An 18,511-nucleotide genomic window follows, 5' to 3' on the forward strand; every position below is an offset into this window, starting at 1 on the left:
GTGTGAGGTGGGGGAAAAGGTGGAGATTACATCAAAGCCTTACCTATCATCATAATTATATGCAGCAACCAAGAAATTCTTGGAAGAACAGGGTTACGAAGTAATAATGTTGGATTTCCGTAAACCTAAGGCTAGTACACATCATTGGAATCCAATAAAAGCTGTTGTAGATGCTTTAAAGGAAGATGATGAATCGAAAGCTTCTGAAGCAGCATGGAATATAGCAAACATGATCGTATATCAAAAAGAGCGTACGGGCGACCCTGTTTGGGCTACTGGAGCCGAAAGTGTTATTGCCGCATTGATTTTATATATAGCCATAGAATCAAAGAAAGATAGTCAAAAGCATATGGCTAGTGTGTTTCAATTGCTAGTTGAGTATGGGGTAGTTAAGAAACGTGAAATTGGTGATGGGATGATGGAGGAATATGTTCCCTTATTGGAATTGATTGAATCGTTAGAACGAGGCCACCTTGCAAAATTAGCATTTGCTACAGCTGGTATGGCTCCTGAAAAAATGCGTGGTAGCTTCTTTGCATCTGTTGCAGCAGATTTAAGATTATTTGCAGATCCTTCAATTGCATATATGACTAGTTTTCAAGATCACGATTTAAAACAACCTGGTGAAAAGAAAACAGCAACATTCCTTATTATCCCTGACGAAGTTAAGACTCGACATTTCTTAGCAACGTTATATATAGATCAAACGTATTTTGAGTTGGTTAATTTGGCAAATTCTAGACCAGAGGGACGAATTGCAATAAGAACTAGCTGTTTACTTGATGAGTTTGGTAATATGCCGAGAATTTCAGATTTTGACACTAAAATTACTGTTTCAAGGAGTAGGGGAGTTAGATATAACATTGTTGTTCAGGGATTGGATCAAATTAAAGAAAAGTATGGGAAATTGGCTAATACAATAACCGGAAACTGTAGAGTCTGGTTATACTTGTTGACTGGTGATAATGAAACAGCAGAAGTTATTAGTAAAAAATTAGGAACATACACAGTTGCAACCGATGGTTATTCAGCTACTACTAGAACGAAAGACTTTTCTGCTAGTTATTCACAGAATCTATCAAAACGTGAACTGTTAACACCTGATGAGGTAATGAGGTTTCCAGATTTTGAAGCGATTGTTATTAGACAACGTCAATATGCTACAAGAGTCCCTACTCCTGATATTTCGAAGTATCCTATTAAATTTATACCCATTGAAAGGGGTGATTTGGAAAAGAAAGATATTAGAGTTGATGTATTTGATCCATTTAAAGCGCAATGGGAAGGAGAACTTGAAGCAATTGAACAAGCTGCTAAGACAAATGATTTAGAAGAAATTACTGAGACAGAAGAATTTGAAGAAACAATGGATATTACAAACGAACCAATAGATGTAGCTGAACAAAAAGAAAGCTATATGGACATTATTTAGGAGGATTAGAGAATGGAAGAAAGTAAAGAATTGAAAATGACTAAAGGTAAAAAGAAAAAGATTAGTTTTAAACATTATTTAGCTTTTGCATTACCATATGTATTATTTGCAGCACTGTTTGTAATTGATACTTCAGCATATGCAGCTGATGAGCCAAAGATTTATTCTGGTACTAAAAAAATGATTGGTGATGCTACAACATGGCTTATCGCACTAGTTCCTATTGCGGGTGGTTGTATGGTTGCTTGGCAACAGTTTAAAAAGCAAATGTCTGATAATGATCCAGCTGATATTGCACATGCAAATAAACGTACTAAACAGATTTTAATTGCAACAGCAATTGGTGTATCGGCTGTAGGGTTAATTAAATGGTGGGCTAGTTACTATAACTAAGAAGAAGGTTAAAAAACATGGGATTCATATTAGATAAGATATTTAACAGTTGGATTAATGGAGCAATTGAATTTTTCTTAAAAATAATTGCCGAAATTGCCGGCGTATCTGTTTATGTATTAGAACTAGATATTGTAAAACAGGCCATAATCTATACGCAAGTTATTGCTCTATCCTGGGTTGTAGTTGTTGTTGCATTCCAAGCTATATACACTTATATACTTAGAATGAATGGGGATAGTGGAGCAGATCCTATGGCACTTATAAAAGGTTCTGGTCAAGCGGTAGCAGTTATTTGTACGATTCCTTGGATTGTATCTTATGTATATAAATTTGGTACACAGATGGCTGTTGATGTAGCTAAATTACCTGGAGCCAAATGGGACAAGAGTACTAGTGAAATAAAGCAAACACTGGATTTAATTGCAAAATCAACATCCGTTATACCTCTATTTGTATTATTATCGGTTATCGTGGCTGTTGTAGCCATTATTATTGTTCTTATACAAACATCTATTAGAGCAGCTGAACTAGCTTATGCAGCTGTAGCGGGGCCACTTTTGGCTACTGGATTGGTTACAAATTCAGGGATGTATTCAGCTTGGTGGAAAGATGTTTTAGCGATATCATTAGCCCAGGCTTCACAGCTATTTATGTTAAAACTTAGTTTTGAGGCTTTAAAAACAATGGTATACAAAGATTTTCCTATTATGTCGTTATTCCTATTCTTGGGGATTCTTTGGGTGGCAATCAAAGTACCGAAAACCCTTCAAAATTGGGTTCATAGTACAGGAACAGGGAGAATGGCAACAGGCGTAGCTCAGCAGGCAGCTACAGCAGTTATAATGAGAAAAGCAATGACGAAGGGAGCTTAATATCTATGGAAGATAGAGAGTTTGAGAATCCATATTTAATCCCTAAAAACATTAAAGCACGATTTGAATTAATACCTGGTTTTGGGTGGCGAGAAATTTTCGTCACCTTAGCAGGTGCAATAGTTGGATTTATGCTTTTACTGTTATTAGGAGTTTTCGGAATTCCTATAATTGTTAGGATATTCCTCGCTGTAATGTGTGCAGGTATAGGATATGGTATATCGGTGCAAAATCCACGTACTGGCGTGAACTTACTAGATATTTTAAAAATGATGAGGCAATTCAATGCGAGACCTAAACGATTTTATTACGTTTTTGGTGAAGGGAGAGAAAGAGATTAATGAGTCTTTTTAAGAGTAAATCTAAAAAAAATCTTTCACCGGAGCAAGTTGCAACTCAAAAAAACAAAGCAGTTGCTCAACAGTGGATGCCCGTGATGGATATTAACAATGAATTGCTTCATTTGAAAAACGGTTCGATTGTAGGATTTATAAAAGTTCAGCCTTTGAATATGGATTTATTATCAAAGAAGGAACAACGAAGAAAAATTAAAAGTTTAACTGAAGTTTATAACGGGATAACTCGTGGTCAACAAACATTAACTATTGCTAGACCAGTTGATTTAGATGGTTATATCTATAGGCTACAAGAGAAAAAGGCAAATGAAGAAACTCCAGTTAAAAGAAAAATTATAGAACAGGATATTAAGCGTGCAATTATGATGTCTAGTGGTGGTGAAGCGGTAGAACGTCAATTTTATATCATAATATCAAGCCGAAATAACAAAGATGATATGGATCAGGATCAGTTACGTAGAACATGTAATGAAATTGCACAAGAACTTAAAGGAGCAAGTTTATCCGGACAAGTATGTGATGATCAAATGATTCGTGATTTACAATTCTTATTTGGAAATTCAGCACAATCTTCAGTGGAAAGAGCACCAATAGATAATGGCCCATTTATACAAGCTTTTTATAATGGTAATGATACTGTAAATGATGAGGAAAATGAGGGAGCATAAAATATGGCGAAGGTAAAAGAAAAGAAAAAAAAGATTGCTGGCAAAAATCAATTGTCAGGATTCTTAGATGTAATTACACCTAGTGTGATAAATTTTCAGCCTAAACAATTAAACTATGGGGATAGATTTCAACGTGTACTTGTTATAACTGATTATCCTCAACGTGTAGGGGAAGCGTGGCTAAGTCGAATTGCAAATATTCCTGGTGTAGTAACTTCAATGCATACGGAACCTATTGACCCATATGATTTAGTAAATGAAATTCGTGTTTCTATGGGGGAACTTGGAGCCAAAATTGAAAATATGGGAAATCCAGTTTCAAGAGAAAGGGCACAGGATCAATATGATGATGCAAAGGCAATTTTAAAAAAGATTGATAGAGAACAGCAAAAAGTAATGTTAATGACGGTGGTACTTTTAGTATCAGCTGAAGATTTAGATGAATTAAATACGAGATGCCGAAGAGTAGAAAGTATGCTTGCAGCAGCAGGGTTAAGGGCAAGAACACCGATGTTTCTACAAGAAGAAGGTTTAAGAACTGTAGGCCCATGGGGGATGATGGAAAATCGAATTAAAGATATAGGAGCTAGAAATATGCCAGCTGAGTCCGTAGCAGCAGGCTTCCCATTTGTATATTCAGGTCTTAATGATGGTGAAGGTATTTTATTAGGTACTGATAAAGGTGGAGGGATTATTCTTTGTGATTTCTGGACTAGGCGAGAAAGCAGAACAAACTCAAATCTAACTGTTATCGGCCGCCCAGGTGTAGGAAAGAGTACAGCTGTTAAAAAGATTTTGCGTGGTGAATATGGTCGTGGAACAAAAATTATCATTATAGACCCAGAAGATGAATATGGTGATTTAGCAAGAAATATGGATGGGGATGCTATTGATTGTGGGGGATCACAAGAAAGTCGAATAAATCCCCTACAGATAAGAGATGTCCCATTAGATGATAAAGATGAAAAAGAAAAGTTATATGAAGAAGTTGAAGGAAATAATAGTGGCCCATTAGCGTATCACTTTCAATTCTTACGAACATTTTTCAAACTATATTTAGGTAATATAAGTAGAAGAGATATGAGTTTATTGGAAGTAGCCTTAGAAGCATTATATAACTCAAAAGGTATTAATTGGGCTACTAATCCACAAGACATACCTAATGAACAGTATCCAACATTAAAAGATCTGTACTTTATACTATTAGATTTATCGAAGGAAAATGTGGAGGAACTTACAAAAAAATGGGGAGACTTATCCAACGTTTCTCTAACGGGTGCAAATAGTAAGGATTGGCTTGATCTATCTATTTTATTAAGATCAGCAGCGGTAGGAGCAGATTCATTTTTATGGAGTGGACCGACTACAATTAATCCTAAATCAGATTTTGTTGTATTAAATATTAAGAACTTACTAGAGGCAAATGATGAGATTAGAAGGGCACAATTTTATAATGTGTTAGGTTGGGCCTGGAATGAGGTTTCAAAAAATAGAAAAGAAAAGGTTTTACTTGGTGTGGATGAATGTTACTTATTAATTGATCCTGAAGTCCCAGAAACAATTAAGTTTTTACGAAATACCTCAAAACGTATTCGTAAATATGAAGGCGGTTTAATGGTAATAACACAGGATTTAGTAGATTTCTTAGATCCAGCTGTAAAGCGATATGGACAAGCCTTACTAAATAACCCTGTATATAAAATTTTACTAGGACAAGGTGAAAAAGATATTGAAGCATTAGAAAAATTAATGACTTTATCAGAAAGAGAAATACATACATTATCAGAAGGGAATAGGGGAGAAGCTTTATTTATTGCTGGTAATAGACGAATGCATTTAAAAATAGATATTTCTCCAGAAGAATTAATTATGTTTGGTGAGGCTGGAGGCCGTTAATAGAATTAAGGTGAAATATAAATATATTTGTTCTTAAAAGAACGTAGAGTTTGTTTTATTAGGTAAATATTACTACTCTATGTTCTTTTTAGAACGTTTTAGAAGGTGAAACGGTGATTTACTTAAAGGCAGCTTTACTTTTAAAAGATTATTGGAAACCAATTTTGATGGTCTTGATAACTGGGATTGTTTTAGTGTTATTAGGCCCTTTTCTTTTGCTAACATCTTCAACTCCAGGTGGTAAAGAGGAAACTATTAAAAAATATATAGAGGTAGCAACTAATTTACAGATTAATTGGGTAGAACTGGTCGCATTTGATATGGTCAAGTACGAAAATCATTTAGACGGAAAAGATCCTCATGATTCAGCCTATCATTTTATAAAGCTTAAATATGAAGAATATAAAACAGAAGAAAAATGTATTAAAACAAACAAAGAAACTGGTCAATGTGAAGAGAAACAAACGCAGGAAATAGTTACATCTAGTAAAGAAATTAAAGGGAAAAAGGCAGTTCAAGATTTTTTTGCGAAATTTAATCTTTCAGGAAATAGTATAAGTAACAATATAAAGAAGATTAGCGATATGCCTGGAAAACGTGTAATAAGTTCCTCTGTAACATTAGATGAGGCGATGGATGATGCTAAGTTTACAAAGGAACAGAAAGAATATGTTAAAAAGCTGATTGAAGCAGGAACAATCCAGCAGATGTTTCCCGATGCAGGTACAGGAACAGGAGCAGTGTGTACACCAAGCGGTACATTAAATAAAGAATTAATTCGTCAGCAGATGGATAAAGCCGGTGTATTTAAAGGAATGACCGATGACTTTATAAGTATAGCTGAGAAAAATAAAATTGACCCAGTTCTCTTTATAGCAATTGCATTTCATGAAACAGGGAGAGGGACATCCCCGGCGGTAAAAAATAAAAACAATCCTGGAGGTATCATGGGGAGTGGTGGATTATGGACATTTTCTACTTTACATGAGGGATTAGACTTTATGGCTAGAAATTTATATAAATTATATATTTCACAGGGCCTTACGACAATTACACAAATTGGTGGTAAATATGCTCCAGTGGGGGCAAGTAATGACCCACAGGGAATGAATAAAGATTGGGTACCTGTAACAACACAAATAGCAAATTCATTGGGTGGACTAACGATGAATTGTGAAGCTGGAAATCAAGGTGGAGGTATAGTTTTAGATGGAAGTGGCGGACAAAAATTTGATGCTAATAAAGTATATACATCTATGGCACAATTCCTTGGTAGACCTTACGTTTGGGCAGGTGCCAATCCAGCACAAGGTTTTGATTGTAGTGGTTTAATGCAGTGGAATTTTAGACAGGCAGCTGGGATAAATCTTCCACGTACAGCGCAAGAACAATATAATGCCACAGCAAGAGTAAGTAAAGAACAATTACAGCCTGGGGATCTTGTATTTTTCTATGGAACATACGTAGGGCCAAAAGTCACACACGTTGGAATGTACATTGGAAATGGGAAAATGATTAATTCAAACAGTTCGGGTATAAAAATTGATAATGTATTTGAAGGATATTGGAATAGACAATATTACGGTGGTGGACGAATTGTTCGTTAAGTATCTAAAAGGAGAGGGACAATTTGAAAAGTAGAGTGATTATAAGCGTGGCAGTCATATTATTTATGACGGTTTCTTATTTATTTATATATACTTATGGAGAAAATCGACAATTAAAAAATGAAATTGCGAAATTCCATTCAGAAGAAGAGGTAAAAACAGAAATGAATGGATTTATTAAAGAGATGTCTGAAGGTAAATCCGAGGAATTTGAAAAGTATTTGATTGGTGAGGCTAAAAAGAATTTTTTAAGTATAAAAGAAAGAAAGCAAGAAGATTTAAAGGTTAAGCAAACAGACATCCAAGAGCTTAGGGCAATAGCGAAAAATAGTGAAAAAACTAAGATTACATCTTATGCAACATATAGGACTACATATGATGTAGGTACGGATGATATTCAATCCATTTATGTACAAGCTATTAGTGTAAAGGCTGAGTGGATTAAAACTGATACCGGTTGGAAATGTGAGCATTATGAAATTCATTTGTAGAAAGGTAGTGTGTAAGGATGGATGGTATTATAGCACGTCCTAAATTTGTTGAAGAGATAAAAGCTGCTCTCGAAAGAGAGGCTGCTTTTATAAAAATTGGTGAATTTGAAGAAGATAGTTTTAAGCAAGCTTGTTTTTCAGCAGCTCAGGTTTCGTTAAAGCTACTTTTAATTGATATAGGGGTTACAGATAGTGCTAGTTTGATAACTGGAATTAAATCTATTCGTGCTAGTAAGCCATCTATAAGAATTGTATTATTAGCGATAGATAAAGAGCCAGGCGATAAAACGGTAGCAGCTGTTGTGAGTATGGGCATTACAGATGTAATACCGTTATCGACTGAAACTATAGATGAAAAAGGGAAGGAGCGAGAAAACTTCACCCCTTTAATAGAAAAGCATATTAAGAGGAATACAACATATGCTGATGTTGTTAGATGGCATTATGAAGTAGGAAATGAATTTTCTACTTCTAATGAAAAGATAAAAACCAAGATACTTACAAAAAAGCAGGTTATAGAGAAAAAAATTTATGAAACAAAAACCGAGGTAGTATCCGTTGCAAATAAAAATATAGCAATATGCGGTTTAAGTTCGAAATCAGGTAGTAGTTTTGTGTCTATGAATCTTGCAATGGCAATGAGTGATTATGATCTAGCAATTTCTATAATAGAACCACCAATAAATCCGTATTTTTTTGATACATTGTTACTACATGAACACGAAGAAGAGGATAATCAATTCATGTCAATTCCTCACATGATTAAACAAAATGAAATTGGAAACAGGGAGTTTAATAATAAGGTCTTTGATATTTATTGGAATGTAGCTGATACTAGAAAAAGTAAAATTGGTGAGTGGGGAATTAATGAATTAATAAAACAAATACATTTTGAGAAAAAGCCAATTAATATTGTAGACTTTGGAGAGAATGTACCACTAGATGCATTTAGCTATATGGATTATATATTTATTATAATAGATCCTCAACCTTATTTAATCGCCAAGGAAATAGATAAAGTAATGAATTTTGTAAAATTAAAGCAGGAAGGCCACCCAATATATTTTATCTTTAATAAGATGAATAAAGGGGTAGATGGTAAAGGCTTATGTAATTCTCTAGGATTAGAAGGAGTTATAAATATTCCGCATATAGATCCCGTAATTACATATAACTGTCTATACGATGGTAGGATTCCATTTGAGCATAAAGATATAGATGAAGAATTTGTAGATAGTATGGATATTATAATAAAAGAGATTATAGGTAATAAGTACTATAAGAAGGGGAGGAAAACTTCTCTGTTTAATAGATTTTTTAAGAAGTGAAATATAGTGAATTTAATTTAATATTTATAAAAAAAGAACTGAAATATAGGTTGATAGTCCTTGTGAACACCTATATTTCAGTTCTTTTTTATATTGATAAATTTTATTTGTAAAAAATGTGTACATTAATTTTAAATATGCTATAATGTTCCTAAAGGAACATTATTAGTAATATATAACTAATAAAAGAATTTTTATATAGTTACAAATACCTAATAATTAATTTTGAGTAGTTGGGGGTTGGTACATGAGTCTACTCATAGTTTCGCTGTTTATTACATATATGCTCTTTAACATTTATACAGATTTTCTGTACTTAAAAACTAAAGGTTACTGGCATCTTATATTTTTAGTTCTTTGTATCTGTCTGGGCGTAATAACTCATATAAAATTATTAGATCTAATGTGTGTAGTTTGCGTTTCACTAGTTGTAGGGATATTGCGAGAGAATATGAAACTAATTCGTTTTTCTCCTGGTGACACGAAGATGATTATTGTTGCATCTTTGTTTTATTTCCTAATTAGCCCAGAGGAAGGCGTATTATATACCGCATTAATGGTGCATATTGCAATTTTCATGTGCTCTTCAATTTTGACAGGATTTATTACTTTGTTATTGCTTTTCAAATCTTTTATACGATTTAAAACAATAACTGGATATCACAGTATTAAATTTAAAAAAATGAATATCTCGCTAGTGACAGATGGGTGGAAGGTAACTCGTATGTACTATTGTTTGCCGGCAGCTATTTCAGTGCTAGGGGGTGTTATACCATTAATTCTAATATCATTGAAATAGATGAATGCATTGCTGGTTTTACGCAATGATTGTATATTAGAATAATGGAATTAAAAAGGAGGAAATAAATTATGAAAAAGAAATTATTAACTACAGCAACAGCATTGACTATTATGGGGACAGCAGTTTTAGGCACAGGAGCTTCAGTTAGTGCAGCTGATAATACAGATTCATTAAAATATAATGATGTTCCAGCAAATCATTGGTCAACGAAGGCAATTTACGATTTAACAAACCGTAAAGTAGTGCAAGGGTATGGAAATAATGTCTTTGGTTTTGGTGACAATGTAACTCGTGGACAAGTAGCACGTATGATTTATACATACGTAAAACCAGCGGATGCAGATGCTGGCTTCAAAAATCCATTTACTGATATTAAAGGACATATGTTTGAGAAAGAAATCTTAGCACTTGCTAAAGCTGGACTTGTGAGTGGATTTGGTGATGGGAAATATGGCCCAGATGATATTTTAACTCGTGAGCAAATGGCACAAGTACTTACAAATGCTTTTAAATTTAAGGGTACGAAAACAACAAAATTTGCAGATGTTGATACAAATTCTTGGGCTTATGGTGCAATCAGTGCATTAGAAGAAAATGGAGTTACAATTGGTACAGGAGGTAATATGTATTCACCACAAATGCATGTAACACGTGAAGCATATAGTCAGTTCCTTTATAACTCTATTAATGTAGTAGAAAAGAAAAAACCTGAGACTAAGCCAGAAGTGAAGCCTGAGGAAAAACCTGAGACTAAGCCAGAAGTGAAGCCTGAGGAAAAACCTGAGACTAAGCCAGAAGTGAAGCCTGAGGAAAAACCTGAGACTAAGCCAGAAGTGAAGCCTGAGGAAAAACCTGAGACTAAGCCAGAAGTGAAGCCTGAGGAAAAACCTGAGACTAAGCCAGAAGTGAAGCCTGAGGAAAAACCTGAGACTAAACCAGAAGTGAAGCCTGAGGAAAAACCTGAGACTAAGCCAGAAGTAAAGCCTGAGGAAAAACCAGAAACAAAGCCAGAACAAAAATTACCTGAGGGGTTAAACCAGGAGTTAACAACACCAGAAACAAAGTTTAATGAAACAGCATTTAATAATTTACCGATTGCTCAAAAATCAGTTTCAAGTGGCGCTCAAAACATTGTTAAATCTGTCAATTCTACATACGGTACAAATTTGAAATTTAATGAAATTGGTGTATCAGTAGCACTTAAAGACCAGGGAATGTATTTACCAGCAGGTACATTTAATTCACAATTTTTAGTTGAAGGTGTAAATAAAGATGAATTCGAAATTTACTTTTTAGGAAATAACGCTGCAACTGTAGAACTTGCTAAACAATGGGTTAATCTATTAAATCCATCACTTAACTTAGATTCAGAGATTGATAGTGTAGTAGCAACTCATAAAATTAGTAACTATGAAAAAGAAAATAACAAAATAAGAATTGGGCTATCAACAGCGGATCAAATGCTTTATATCCGTGTAGAATCTAAATAATTTAAATTAATTTATGGCATACGAACTAGATAAAAATAAATTAAACTAGTTCGTATGCCACCAATACACGAAAGGAGGAAAATCGTGTATAGAGTAAGACCTTTGTTGTTTTTATTGATATTTATATTCTCGTTACTAGTTCCCAATGCAGCTAGTGCTAGAAATAATGATGTTCCATTCTATAATGGAACTCCAGATACGGAACTAACTTCTAGGCAGTTACAAATACCTGGTAAGTTACTTCGACCAGGTAAAGGATATACACCCCCAGGAAGTGAGAATATATATTATACAGCTGACATACATTATCCAGCATTGTATAATGGTGCATTTAATTTTGGTAATCATCATGAAAACTTGATTAAAAACACTGAATCTTCAGAGCCTTTTGTCAATTTAATTAATGATGGAGTTATAGGGAGTGGAAATCCTATAGGTAATCGGATGGTCACTGAAGTGGAAAGAATGAATGCTTCTATAGTATCCAATATTTATTTTGGTAATGGAGATTTTGTATTAGGTAATATAAATAAACATACTATATCCCATGAAGAAACAGGTAAAAGATATGGTAATTTTTATTGGATAAGAGATATAGCTTATTTAAGTGGGGGATATGCTGGTGCAGGTTTAAGTAGGGAAATTAATCCATATAACATATGGATTGTCAGGACGAGTTTCCCAGATATAACTAAATTCAGTGCAACAAATGGCTCCAAATCAAATCCAGTGTTTTTTGATCTAGAGGGCTATGAATATGTTTCAAAAAACAAAGGTTACACAGATAATGACCCGAATAGTACCACGACTAATCCATACGAAGAAAGTGCTGGGGAAAGAAACCGGGTACATTGGTTCTTAGAAATTTATAAAGATGGGGATTTGGTAGATAAGAAAAACGGATATATGCGCTCGAAACCAAAAAGTAATCCATCTAAAGCGAATGAGAAAGAATCAGGTCACTTTGTAAATGACAATGTGAATCCAATAGGGTGGCAACCTGAGTTGTGTGGAAGATTTACTGCTAAAATAAAGGTTCTAGATGGTGTTCAAAGGACTTCCCAGGAAAAAACAACTACCTTTACAGTCGATGGGGATTGCGATGATAAACCAACTACTAATCCGGATGATAATATGTGCAAAGATGATTTTAAGTATAAAATGGACTTTGCTGTAGATCGAATTGAAGGAGAAACAGCAGAAAAAGGAACAAATATTTCTACCCCTGTAAAAGTATCTAGAGCCAATTTTAAAGAGGAAAGGGATAAATATAGGGGTGAATTAAAAGAGAAGATTAACTCTCTACAATCAGAAGTAAATAGTCTTAAAGATGATAGAGATAGTACACGGTCTAATTTAAAGTCATGTCGTTTGGATCAAACTTGCTATGTGGATGAAAAAGGAAAACAGCATTGTTACCCAAGAGATTGTTCATGGTGGGAAGAACGTTTAGATAGTATTCTATTAAGACTTCAGAAAGCGGAAGAAAAATTAGAATGCGAAACAAATAAATTAAAACGACTTGAAACATTAGAAGCTCAGTACAATTCAACAGAACCTAACGTCACCTTAAGTTTTGATGGTGATAGGGTAGGGGCGCAGAATGTTACCTTAAAGGAAGGAGAGAGTAAAACCATAAGCTTTGATTGGTCATTAAAAAGATCTGGTCAAATAGAAGCTGAAATTAATCCGATACCACGAAAATATGATAACAGTAAAGATGTTAAAAAGACGAACTTTAAGAATAATAAACTAGATACACCTATATACACATCTAGTCATCAAGTGTCATTATGTTCTCGGCCTGGAGAAAAAGCTAGTATTCATGCTGTAGTAAGAACAATAAATGACAAGGGAACAAAGGATAATCTCTATGAATATCTGACAGGTGAGATAATTAATTTATCTAGAAAAACATTGAGATCGGGATATGGATTTAGTTATGAGGTGAAAACAACTTATTCTAATGAAGATCCTAAAAGTAGTGCAACAGGGCCTAAAAATACAGATTCATTTTTCCCAACAATGACTAAGCATTTGCAATATCCAAAAGTTGATGATGGATATAAAGTGCAAATGGAAAAGACGAAAAATTCTGTAAGTGAATCGGTTTGGTCACTCCCAATGACATATGTTGAAAAGTTTTCAGGTAATGTCTTTGATAAAGACTATAAAAATCACCCAGCTTATAATCCAAAAGAGATAATTCTAAATGGTGGTCGAAAGTGGTATACATCTTTTGATCAAAAAGATGGGAAATATGCTTTTAATATTAAATCTTATAATGCTGGAGTAAATAAATTAAACTTATGTCTAACTGGCGAAGTGATGATTGAAGGTTCATTTATTGGAAATAAAAAGGGCGAAGATGATTTTATTAGAAGATCAGTAAATCCGAGTAATCCATTCCCTGATAAGGTGGGATGGAATTGGCAAGGAAAAGAAACAATGTTAACAAGTTTAAATAATTGGTGGACAAATTGGAAATATCCGAATCCTAAAGATATTCCTCCAGGTTATCATAAAGAATCTTATAAAATTAGTCCTGAAATTTACCAATCTATTAAAGCATATAATAAATCTCATGGATTAAATGTGGATTTAAATAGTGAATTCTTTAGCAAGTTTAACCTTAAATAACCTAAAAAGGGTGATGTAATTGAGTGCCCCTAAGTTTGTAATAATGGCTCTTGTATTGCTTGGATTTACATTGTTTATTGCAAGTTCAAGTTATTTGTTTGCAGCTGATACAAATGAGGACAGAACTTTAGAACAGGCAGCAGCAAGCGCTATGAGCCAGGGTATTAATATGGGACAGGTTAGGGTGGATGAAGAAGTTACAGTTAATGAGGATGTAGTAAAAGAGGCTCTTGTGAGACAGTATGTAGAGCAATCAAATCTAAGTGATGGTGAGAAGCAATTACATATATATGCTCTTGCTTCTCAGCCATCCATGCTTGCTGTAGAATCTTATAACACTTTTGATCTTCCGATACGTAAATACCTAAAAGAAGAAGATGAAAAAGCTAGTGTTCGACAATTTGCTAACATTATATTTGAAGCAAAAAAATTGAAAAAACCTAATTAATAGGAGTTGGAAGATGTGAAAAAAAAGAGTACGCCTAAGAAGTTAGCTATTACTTTAGCAGCTTCAATAGGATTAGTAGTTGCGATTGTTGGATACGAGAATTATGCCGTTTCTAGCAAGGTCAATTTACAAAAAGTATATTTTACTAAGGTTGATATTCCACCTAGAACCAAGATAACCAAAGATATGTTACAAGTACGTGAAGTATCAAATAGCTCCATTCCCCCTAATGCGATTAAAAATCCGAATGACATTGTAGGGAAATATACTGTAAATGGTTTTGGGTTAGTCGAGAATTCATATGTTTTTAAGAATAAAGTGGTATCTAAAGATGAGCTTCCAGATGCAGCTATTTTAAACTTAAAACCAAGTGAAGTGGCATTTCCTCTATTAGTAGATATTGAGACTTCTTCAGGGAATAGTATTATTCCCGAAAGTCACGTGGATCTGTACTTTAAGGGAACAGTTAAGGATAAAGATGAAAAAGGTGAGGTTGTAGAAAAGCCTATCTTTGGCCGCATTGCAAAACATGTAAGAGTAACAGCGGTTAAAGATAGTAATGCAGCAAATGTTTTTGATCCTGCAACTATAAATGTGGAAGGTTCATATCAGGATAGCTTAAAAGAAGAAGCGAAAAATCGCCCTATGGCAAAGATTTATACATTCGCAGTGAATGAAGAAGAAAATACATTGCTAAATCAAGGTACATTAATTGGGAAAATAATCCCTGTTGCAAGTGGAACAGCATATAAAACAAATGTTGAAAAAACAGCAGATGAACAAATTGTAAAATGGATACAAAAACAATCGTACAAAGTGAAATAAGAGAGTGAGGGATAGACATGGGGAGTAATAATCCCAAAATTATCGGCGTATTTGGTATAGAGCAAAATATTGGTAAGGCTACATTATCTCATGCGTTATCAAAAATAATTGCAGAAAATCAACATAAAGTATTGTTTGTTGAGTTAGATTATTCAAATCCTTCGTTTGCCAATAAAACCCAAATATTTCTTGGTGATAGACATATGGGAAAATTTATGGAAGAAGCTATTTTGTATAATCAATTAAATCTTGAAAATTACATTTTTAGAAAAAAAGATATTCATAGTAACACAAAACAATTTGATTGGTTGCCCAGTTCATTGGATTTACTAGTTTATCCAAAGGAGTATCAAGCATCCGAATTTCCAGATTTTCAAAATGATAGCGAAGAAATTATCATTAAATTCGTAGAAAAATTAATGAATAGAATCAAGAGTTTAGACTACGATGCAGTTATTTTTAACCTTCCATGTGAAATTGACGATATTTTTGGATTACCAATATTACGTAAATGTGAATATGTGATTAATGTATTGAATGGTAGCCCTAAATATCTATCGAGATATATGGAATTAACAAATGTCTTTGAACAAGCTGATTTACAATACAAGAAATGGATACAAGTATTTAATCTTTGTAGTAGTAATATAGGTAAGGATATTTACGGAGAATTAACTGAGTTAAATATTTCTGAATGCATTCCGTATTGCAATGAACGAGCTGAATTTGAATTTGCTTTGAAGGTGGGCTCTCCTATAATTGATTTGCATTTGAAAACTATTTCTCGTCAACTTGGTTTCTTCATTAAACAAGAAGAAAAAAGAGGTGGCATTAACAAACTATGGAGATCGTAAAGAAAAATATTATCAATTTAGAGAAGTATGGTCATAGTCCAGGGAAAAAGAAAAAAATTGATATTGAGAAGTATATTTATACTATTAAAGCAAGTAATAGTATAGGTGTTAATCATGAAAAGGAACTACCGGAAGAATATTTAAAAGAAGTAAAAGATTTCTTGAAAAATGAACATAAATCATTACTTCAAGAATCCTTTGGTGATGAAAAAAAGAAAGCTGCACTAAGGAAAGTGGTTTCTCAATATCTTATTGAAAAACCTAATCTTCCAGGGTTTTCGCTAGATGAACTAACCAAATTATTAGTGGATGCTGTAGCTGGTTTAGATATTTTGGAAGCTTTTGCAGAGAATCCAAATGTAACTGATATTGTTTGTAATGACTATGATGAAATATGGATTACTGATCTTAAGGAAGGAAAGTACCTTTCTGATATTAAGTTTAAAGATAGAAAAGCATATGAAACATTATGTTATAAGTTTGCATATGCATCTGGGCAAACTTGGTCATATTCAAAACCAGAGTGTGATGCTTTTTTCCCTAACATGCGCATTAACTTAATGGGATTTGATATTTCACAAGAGGGTATTTCACTTGCGATTCGTAAGTTTACTAAGGGTTTAAGAATTAGTCGAGAGTCGATTTTAGAAACACAGCAAGCAAATGAAATTATGATAGATTTATTGAAAGCTATTGTGAGAACACGCAGTAGAATATTAATTTCAGGATCAACAGGAGCAGGTAAAACGGAATTATTAAAGTATTTAGTGGGTTACATTTTTAAATTGGATAGAGTTCTGATGGTCCAGGATAGCCCGGAGGTCTTCTTAAAATTTATTTATCCAGACCGTGACATTAAAACTTGGATAACAAGAGAAAAAGAAGGGGTTGAAAATGTTATTGACTTAGATCGACTAAACCGATCCGCACTACGCCAATTTATAAAATGGCTAATTATTGGGGAGTCTCGTGGTGGAGAAGCTTGGAGTATGGTTAAATCAGCCAAAACAGGACACCCAGTTATGACATCATTACATTCTTTTGGTGCAATTGATAGTATTGAAAGGGTTGTAGACATGTGTTCAGAGAAAGTTAATATGTCATTAGAGTCATTATATAGAAGTGTAGCAAATAACTTTGATTTCGGTATTCATCTAGAACAAACACTGGATGGAACAAGAAGAATTACGGAAATAGTTGAATACACAGGTTATAAAAATGGGGAAGTACAGTACAATAAGTTATTTTCTTTTGATATAGAAGCAGAAACAGAGTATGAAGATGAAAAAGGTAGAACTAGATTCAAAGTAGATGGATGTCATAAACAGACTGGCTATTTAAGTGATTTCAGAATTAAAGAGATGAAAAAGGCCAGAGTTTTTACTAAACAATTAGAAGATTTACAAAAGGATAGGGAGAAAGAAGACCTACCTAAGGGAGGGGCAGCAGTTGCAGTATCTTAAATATTTACCATATTTAATTATGATTGCAGCCATCTATTATGTTATCAATGCGAATCTAGATAGCATACAAAATAAAAAGAAAAATGCATTGAAATATGTTTTAAATAATAAATCAAAGGATAGTAAATTTATTGCATATCTTAAGAAAAAAGGATTATATAAGTGGATTAGCCCTAATCAGATTATTCATGAGGGTAAAGAATTCAATTGGAATTTAACAATTAAAGATTATAGTATGCTTTTAATTGTAGGTTCATTAATTGGGGTAATAATATTTTATGGGTTTTTTATCTCGGTGAATTTTGCTGTTTTTGGTGTGATAGTAGGATTAGTTTTACCGAGAATTATGATGTTTTATAAAAAGAAACGATATGAACTATATGTTGAAGAACAGTTGATGTTGTACTTAAATTCACTTGCAAATGCGATGTCAGCATATGAAAACCCTAGCTTTGCGATTAAAAGTATATTGCCTTTAATGCAGTCACCTATTAAAGAAGATGTTGAAAATTGTTTAATCGTACATTTAGAAGGAACTAGTATTAAAGAATCTTTTGAACCGCTGATTAACAAGTATAAATACAAGAATCTTAAGTTATTTCATGACATGTTGGATCTTATCTCTAAAACAGGAAAAGATGAAGATGGCTTGTTAATGAGAATAGCGGATGAATTTCAGCAAAAAAAGATATATAAAGCCAAATTAAAAGCAGGAATGGAGCCAAAACGATCTTCATTTAAAAAAATTGCTATTATGACAGCATCATTTCCATTCATGTTTTTAGCAGTTACAGCAGATGATTACATTGCTTTTGCAGGGACACCGACAGGGAAAATAATACTTACATTAATGATTCTTGTAAACATTATCTGTGCAGTTAAAGTCGAGCAACATTCATTCTATGATCCAACAGAAGGTATAAATAAAATAAGTTAAAGAAGG

The 18,511-nt window shown here is 33.5% G+C and carries 15 protein-coding genes and 1 pseudogene; all 16 read left to right on the forward strand.

Features of this window, described 5'->3' with window-relative positions:
• Positions 1–67 precede the first annotated feature (67 nt).
• Positions 68–1,432: pseudogene (locus tag CQ064_RS30710) on the forward strand (VirD4-like conjugal transfer protein, CD1115 family); the annotation flags it as partial.
• 12 nt (positions 1,433–1,444) lie between these two features.
• Positions 1,445–1,825: a hypothetical protein gene (locus CQ064_RS30715; protein ID WP_000392872.1), complete on the forward strand. Its 381-nt coding sequence runs from the start codon at positions 1,445–1,447 to the stop codon at positions 1,823–1,825.
• Positions 1,826–1,842: 17 nt separating this feature from the next.
• On the forward strand, positions 1,843–2,700 hold the full coding sequence (locus CQ064_RS30720) for a conjugal transfer protein TrbL family protein (protein ID WP_000505795.1): 858 nt from the start codon (positions 1,843–1,845) through the stop codon (positions 2,698–2,700).
• Between the two features lie 5 nt (positions 2,701–2,705).
• On the forward strand, positions 2,706–3,041 hold the full coding sequence (locus tag CQ064_RS30725) for a PrgI family mobile element protein (protein WP_000390116.1): 336 nt from the start codon (positions 2,706–2,708) through the stop codon (positions 3,039–3,041).
• Positions 3,041–3,724 carry a TraC-like domain-containing protein gene (locus tag CQ064_RS30730; protein WP_000051765.1) on the forward strand — a complete coding sequence of 228 codons (684 nt, stop codon included), beginning with the start codon at positions 3,041–3,043 and terminating at the stop codon, positions 3,722–3,724. The genes CQ064_RS30725 and CQ064_RS30730 overlap by 1 nt, the downstream gene beginning before the upstream one ends.
• A 3-nt stretch (positions 3,725–3,727) precedes the next feature.
• Positions 3,728–5,620 (forward strand): VirB4 family type IV secretion system protein, encoded by a 1,893-nt coding sequence (locus CQ064_RS30735; protein WP_001151311.1) that lies wholly within the window; start codon positions 3,728–3,730, stop codon positions 5,618–5,620.
• Positions 5,621–5,733: 113 nt separating this feature from the next.
• Complete coding sequence (locus tag CQ064_RS34480; RefSeq protein WP_000639715.1) at positions 5,734–7,227, forward strand: C40 family peptidase; 1,494 nt, start codon at positions 5,734–5,736, stop codon at positions 7,225–7,227.
• A gap of 23 nt (positions 7,228–7,250) precedes the next feature.
• Entirely contained in the window at positions 7,251–7,718 is a 468-nt protein-coding gene (locus tag CQ064_RS30745) for a hypothetical protein (RefSeq protein ID WP_000842367.1), read from the forward strand.
• A gap of 17 nt (positions 7,719–7,735) precedes the next feature.
• Entirely contained in the window at positions 7,736–9,046 is a 1,311-nt protein-coding gene (locus CQ064_RS30750; RefSeq protein ID WP_000348689.1) for a response regulator transcription factor, read from the forward strand.
• An 870-nt stretch (positions 9,047–9,916) separates the two neighbouring features.
• A complete protein-coding gene (locus tag CQ064_RS30760; RefSeq protein ID WP_000728043.1) occupies positions 9,917–11,338 on the forward strand; it encodes an S-layer homology domain-containing protein in 1,422 nt (473 codons plus the stop codon).
• 84 nt (positions 11,339–11,422) lie between these two features.
• A complete protein-coding gene (locus CQ064_RS30765; RefSeq protein ID WP_000286439.1) occupies positions 11,423–13,978 on the forward strand; it encodes a hypothetical protein in 2,556 nt (851 codons plus the stop codon).
• A 19-nt stretch (positions 13,979–13,997) separates the two neighbouring features.
• Positions 13,998–14,426, forward strand: coding sequence for a hypothetical protein (locus CQ064_RS30770; RefSeq protein WP_001275763.1), 429 nt, complete (start codon positions 13,998–14,000; stop codon positions 14,424–14,426).
• Positions 14,427–14,441: 15 nt separating this feature from the next.
• Entirely contained in the window at positions 14,442–15,251 is an 810-nt protein-coding gene (gene cpaB, locus CQ064_RS30775; protein WP_000730537.1) for a Flp pilus assembly protein CpaB, read from the forward strand.
• Between the two features lie 17 nt (positions 15,252–15,268).
• Entirely contained in the window at positions 15,269–16,105 is an 837-nt protein-coding gene (locus tag CQ064_RS30780; protein WP_000535383.1) for an AAA family ATPase, read from the forward strand.
• The gene (locus CQ064_RS30785) at positions 16,093–17,568 is read left to right on the forward strand and encodes a TadA family conjugal transfer-associated ATPase (protein WP_000407060.1); all 1,476 of its coding nucleotides are present in this window, start codon (positions 16,093–16,095) and stop codon (positions 17,566–17,568) included. The genes CQ064_RS30780 and CQ064_RS30785 overlap by 13 nt, the downstream gene beginning before the upstream one ends.
• A 19-nt stretch (positions 17,569–17,587) precedes the next feature.
• Positions 17,588–18,505 (forward strand): type II secretion system F family protein, encoded by a 918-nt coding sequence (locus CQ064_RS30790; protein ID WP_003272645.1) that lies wholly within the window; start codon positions 17,588–17,590, stop codon positions 18,503–18,505.
• Positions 18,506–18,511: the final 6 nt, after the last annotated feature.

This window comes from Bacillus sp. MYb78, from assembly GCF_002975115.1.
GTDB classification, from domain to species: Bacteria; Bacillota; Bacilli; order Bacillales; family Bacillaceae_G; genus Bacillus_A; species Bacillus_A cereus.

Bases quoted from the DNA above. Each gene is read 5' to 3' on its own strand.
- CQ064_RS30750 (WP_000348689.1), top strand. From the start codon at position 7,736: ATGGATGGTATTATAGCACGTCCTAAATTTGTTGAAGAGATAAAAGCT.
- CQ064_RS30725 (WP_000390116.1), top strand. From the start codon at position 2,706: ATGGAAGATAGAGAGTTTGAGAATCCATATTTAATCCCTAAAAACATT.
- CQ064_RS30780 (WP_000535383.1), top strand. From the start codon at position 15,269: ATGGGGAGTAATAATCCCAAAATTATCGGCGTATTTGGTATAGAGCAA.
- CQ064_RS30730 (WP_000051765.1), top strand. From the start codon at position 3,041: ATGAGTCTTTTTAAGAGTAAATCTAAAAAAAATCTTTCACCGGAGCAA.
- CQ064_RS30715 (WP_000392872.1), top strand. From the start codon at position 1,445: ATGGAAGAAAGTAAAGAATTGAAAATGACTAAAGGTAAAAAGAAAAAG.
- CQ064_RS30760 (WP_000728043.1), top strand. From the start codon at position 9,917: ATGAAAAAGAAATTATTAACTACAGCAACAGCATTGACTATTATGGGG.
- CQ064_RS30790 (WP_003272645.1), top strand. From the start codon at position 17,588: ATGATTGCAGCCATCTATTATGTTATCAATGCGAATCTAGATAGCATA.
- CQ064_RS30735 (WP_001151311.1), top strand. From the start codon at position 3,728: ATGGCGAAGGTAAAAGAAAAGAAAAAAAAGATTGCTGGCAAAAATCAA.
- CQ064_RS30720 (WP_000505795.1), top strand. From the start codon at position 1,843: ATGGGATTCATATTAGATAAGATATTTAACAGTTGGATTAATGGAGCA.
- CQ064_RS30785 (WP_000407060.1), top strand. From the start codon at position 16,093: ATGGAGATCGTAAAGAAAAATATTATCAATTTAGAGAAGTATGGTCAT.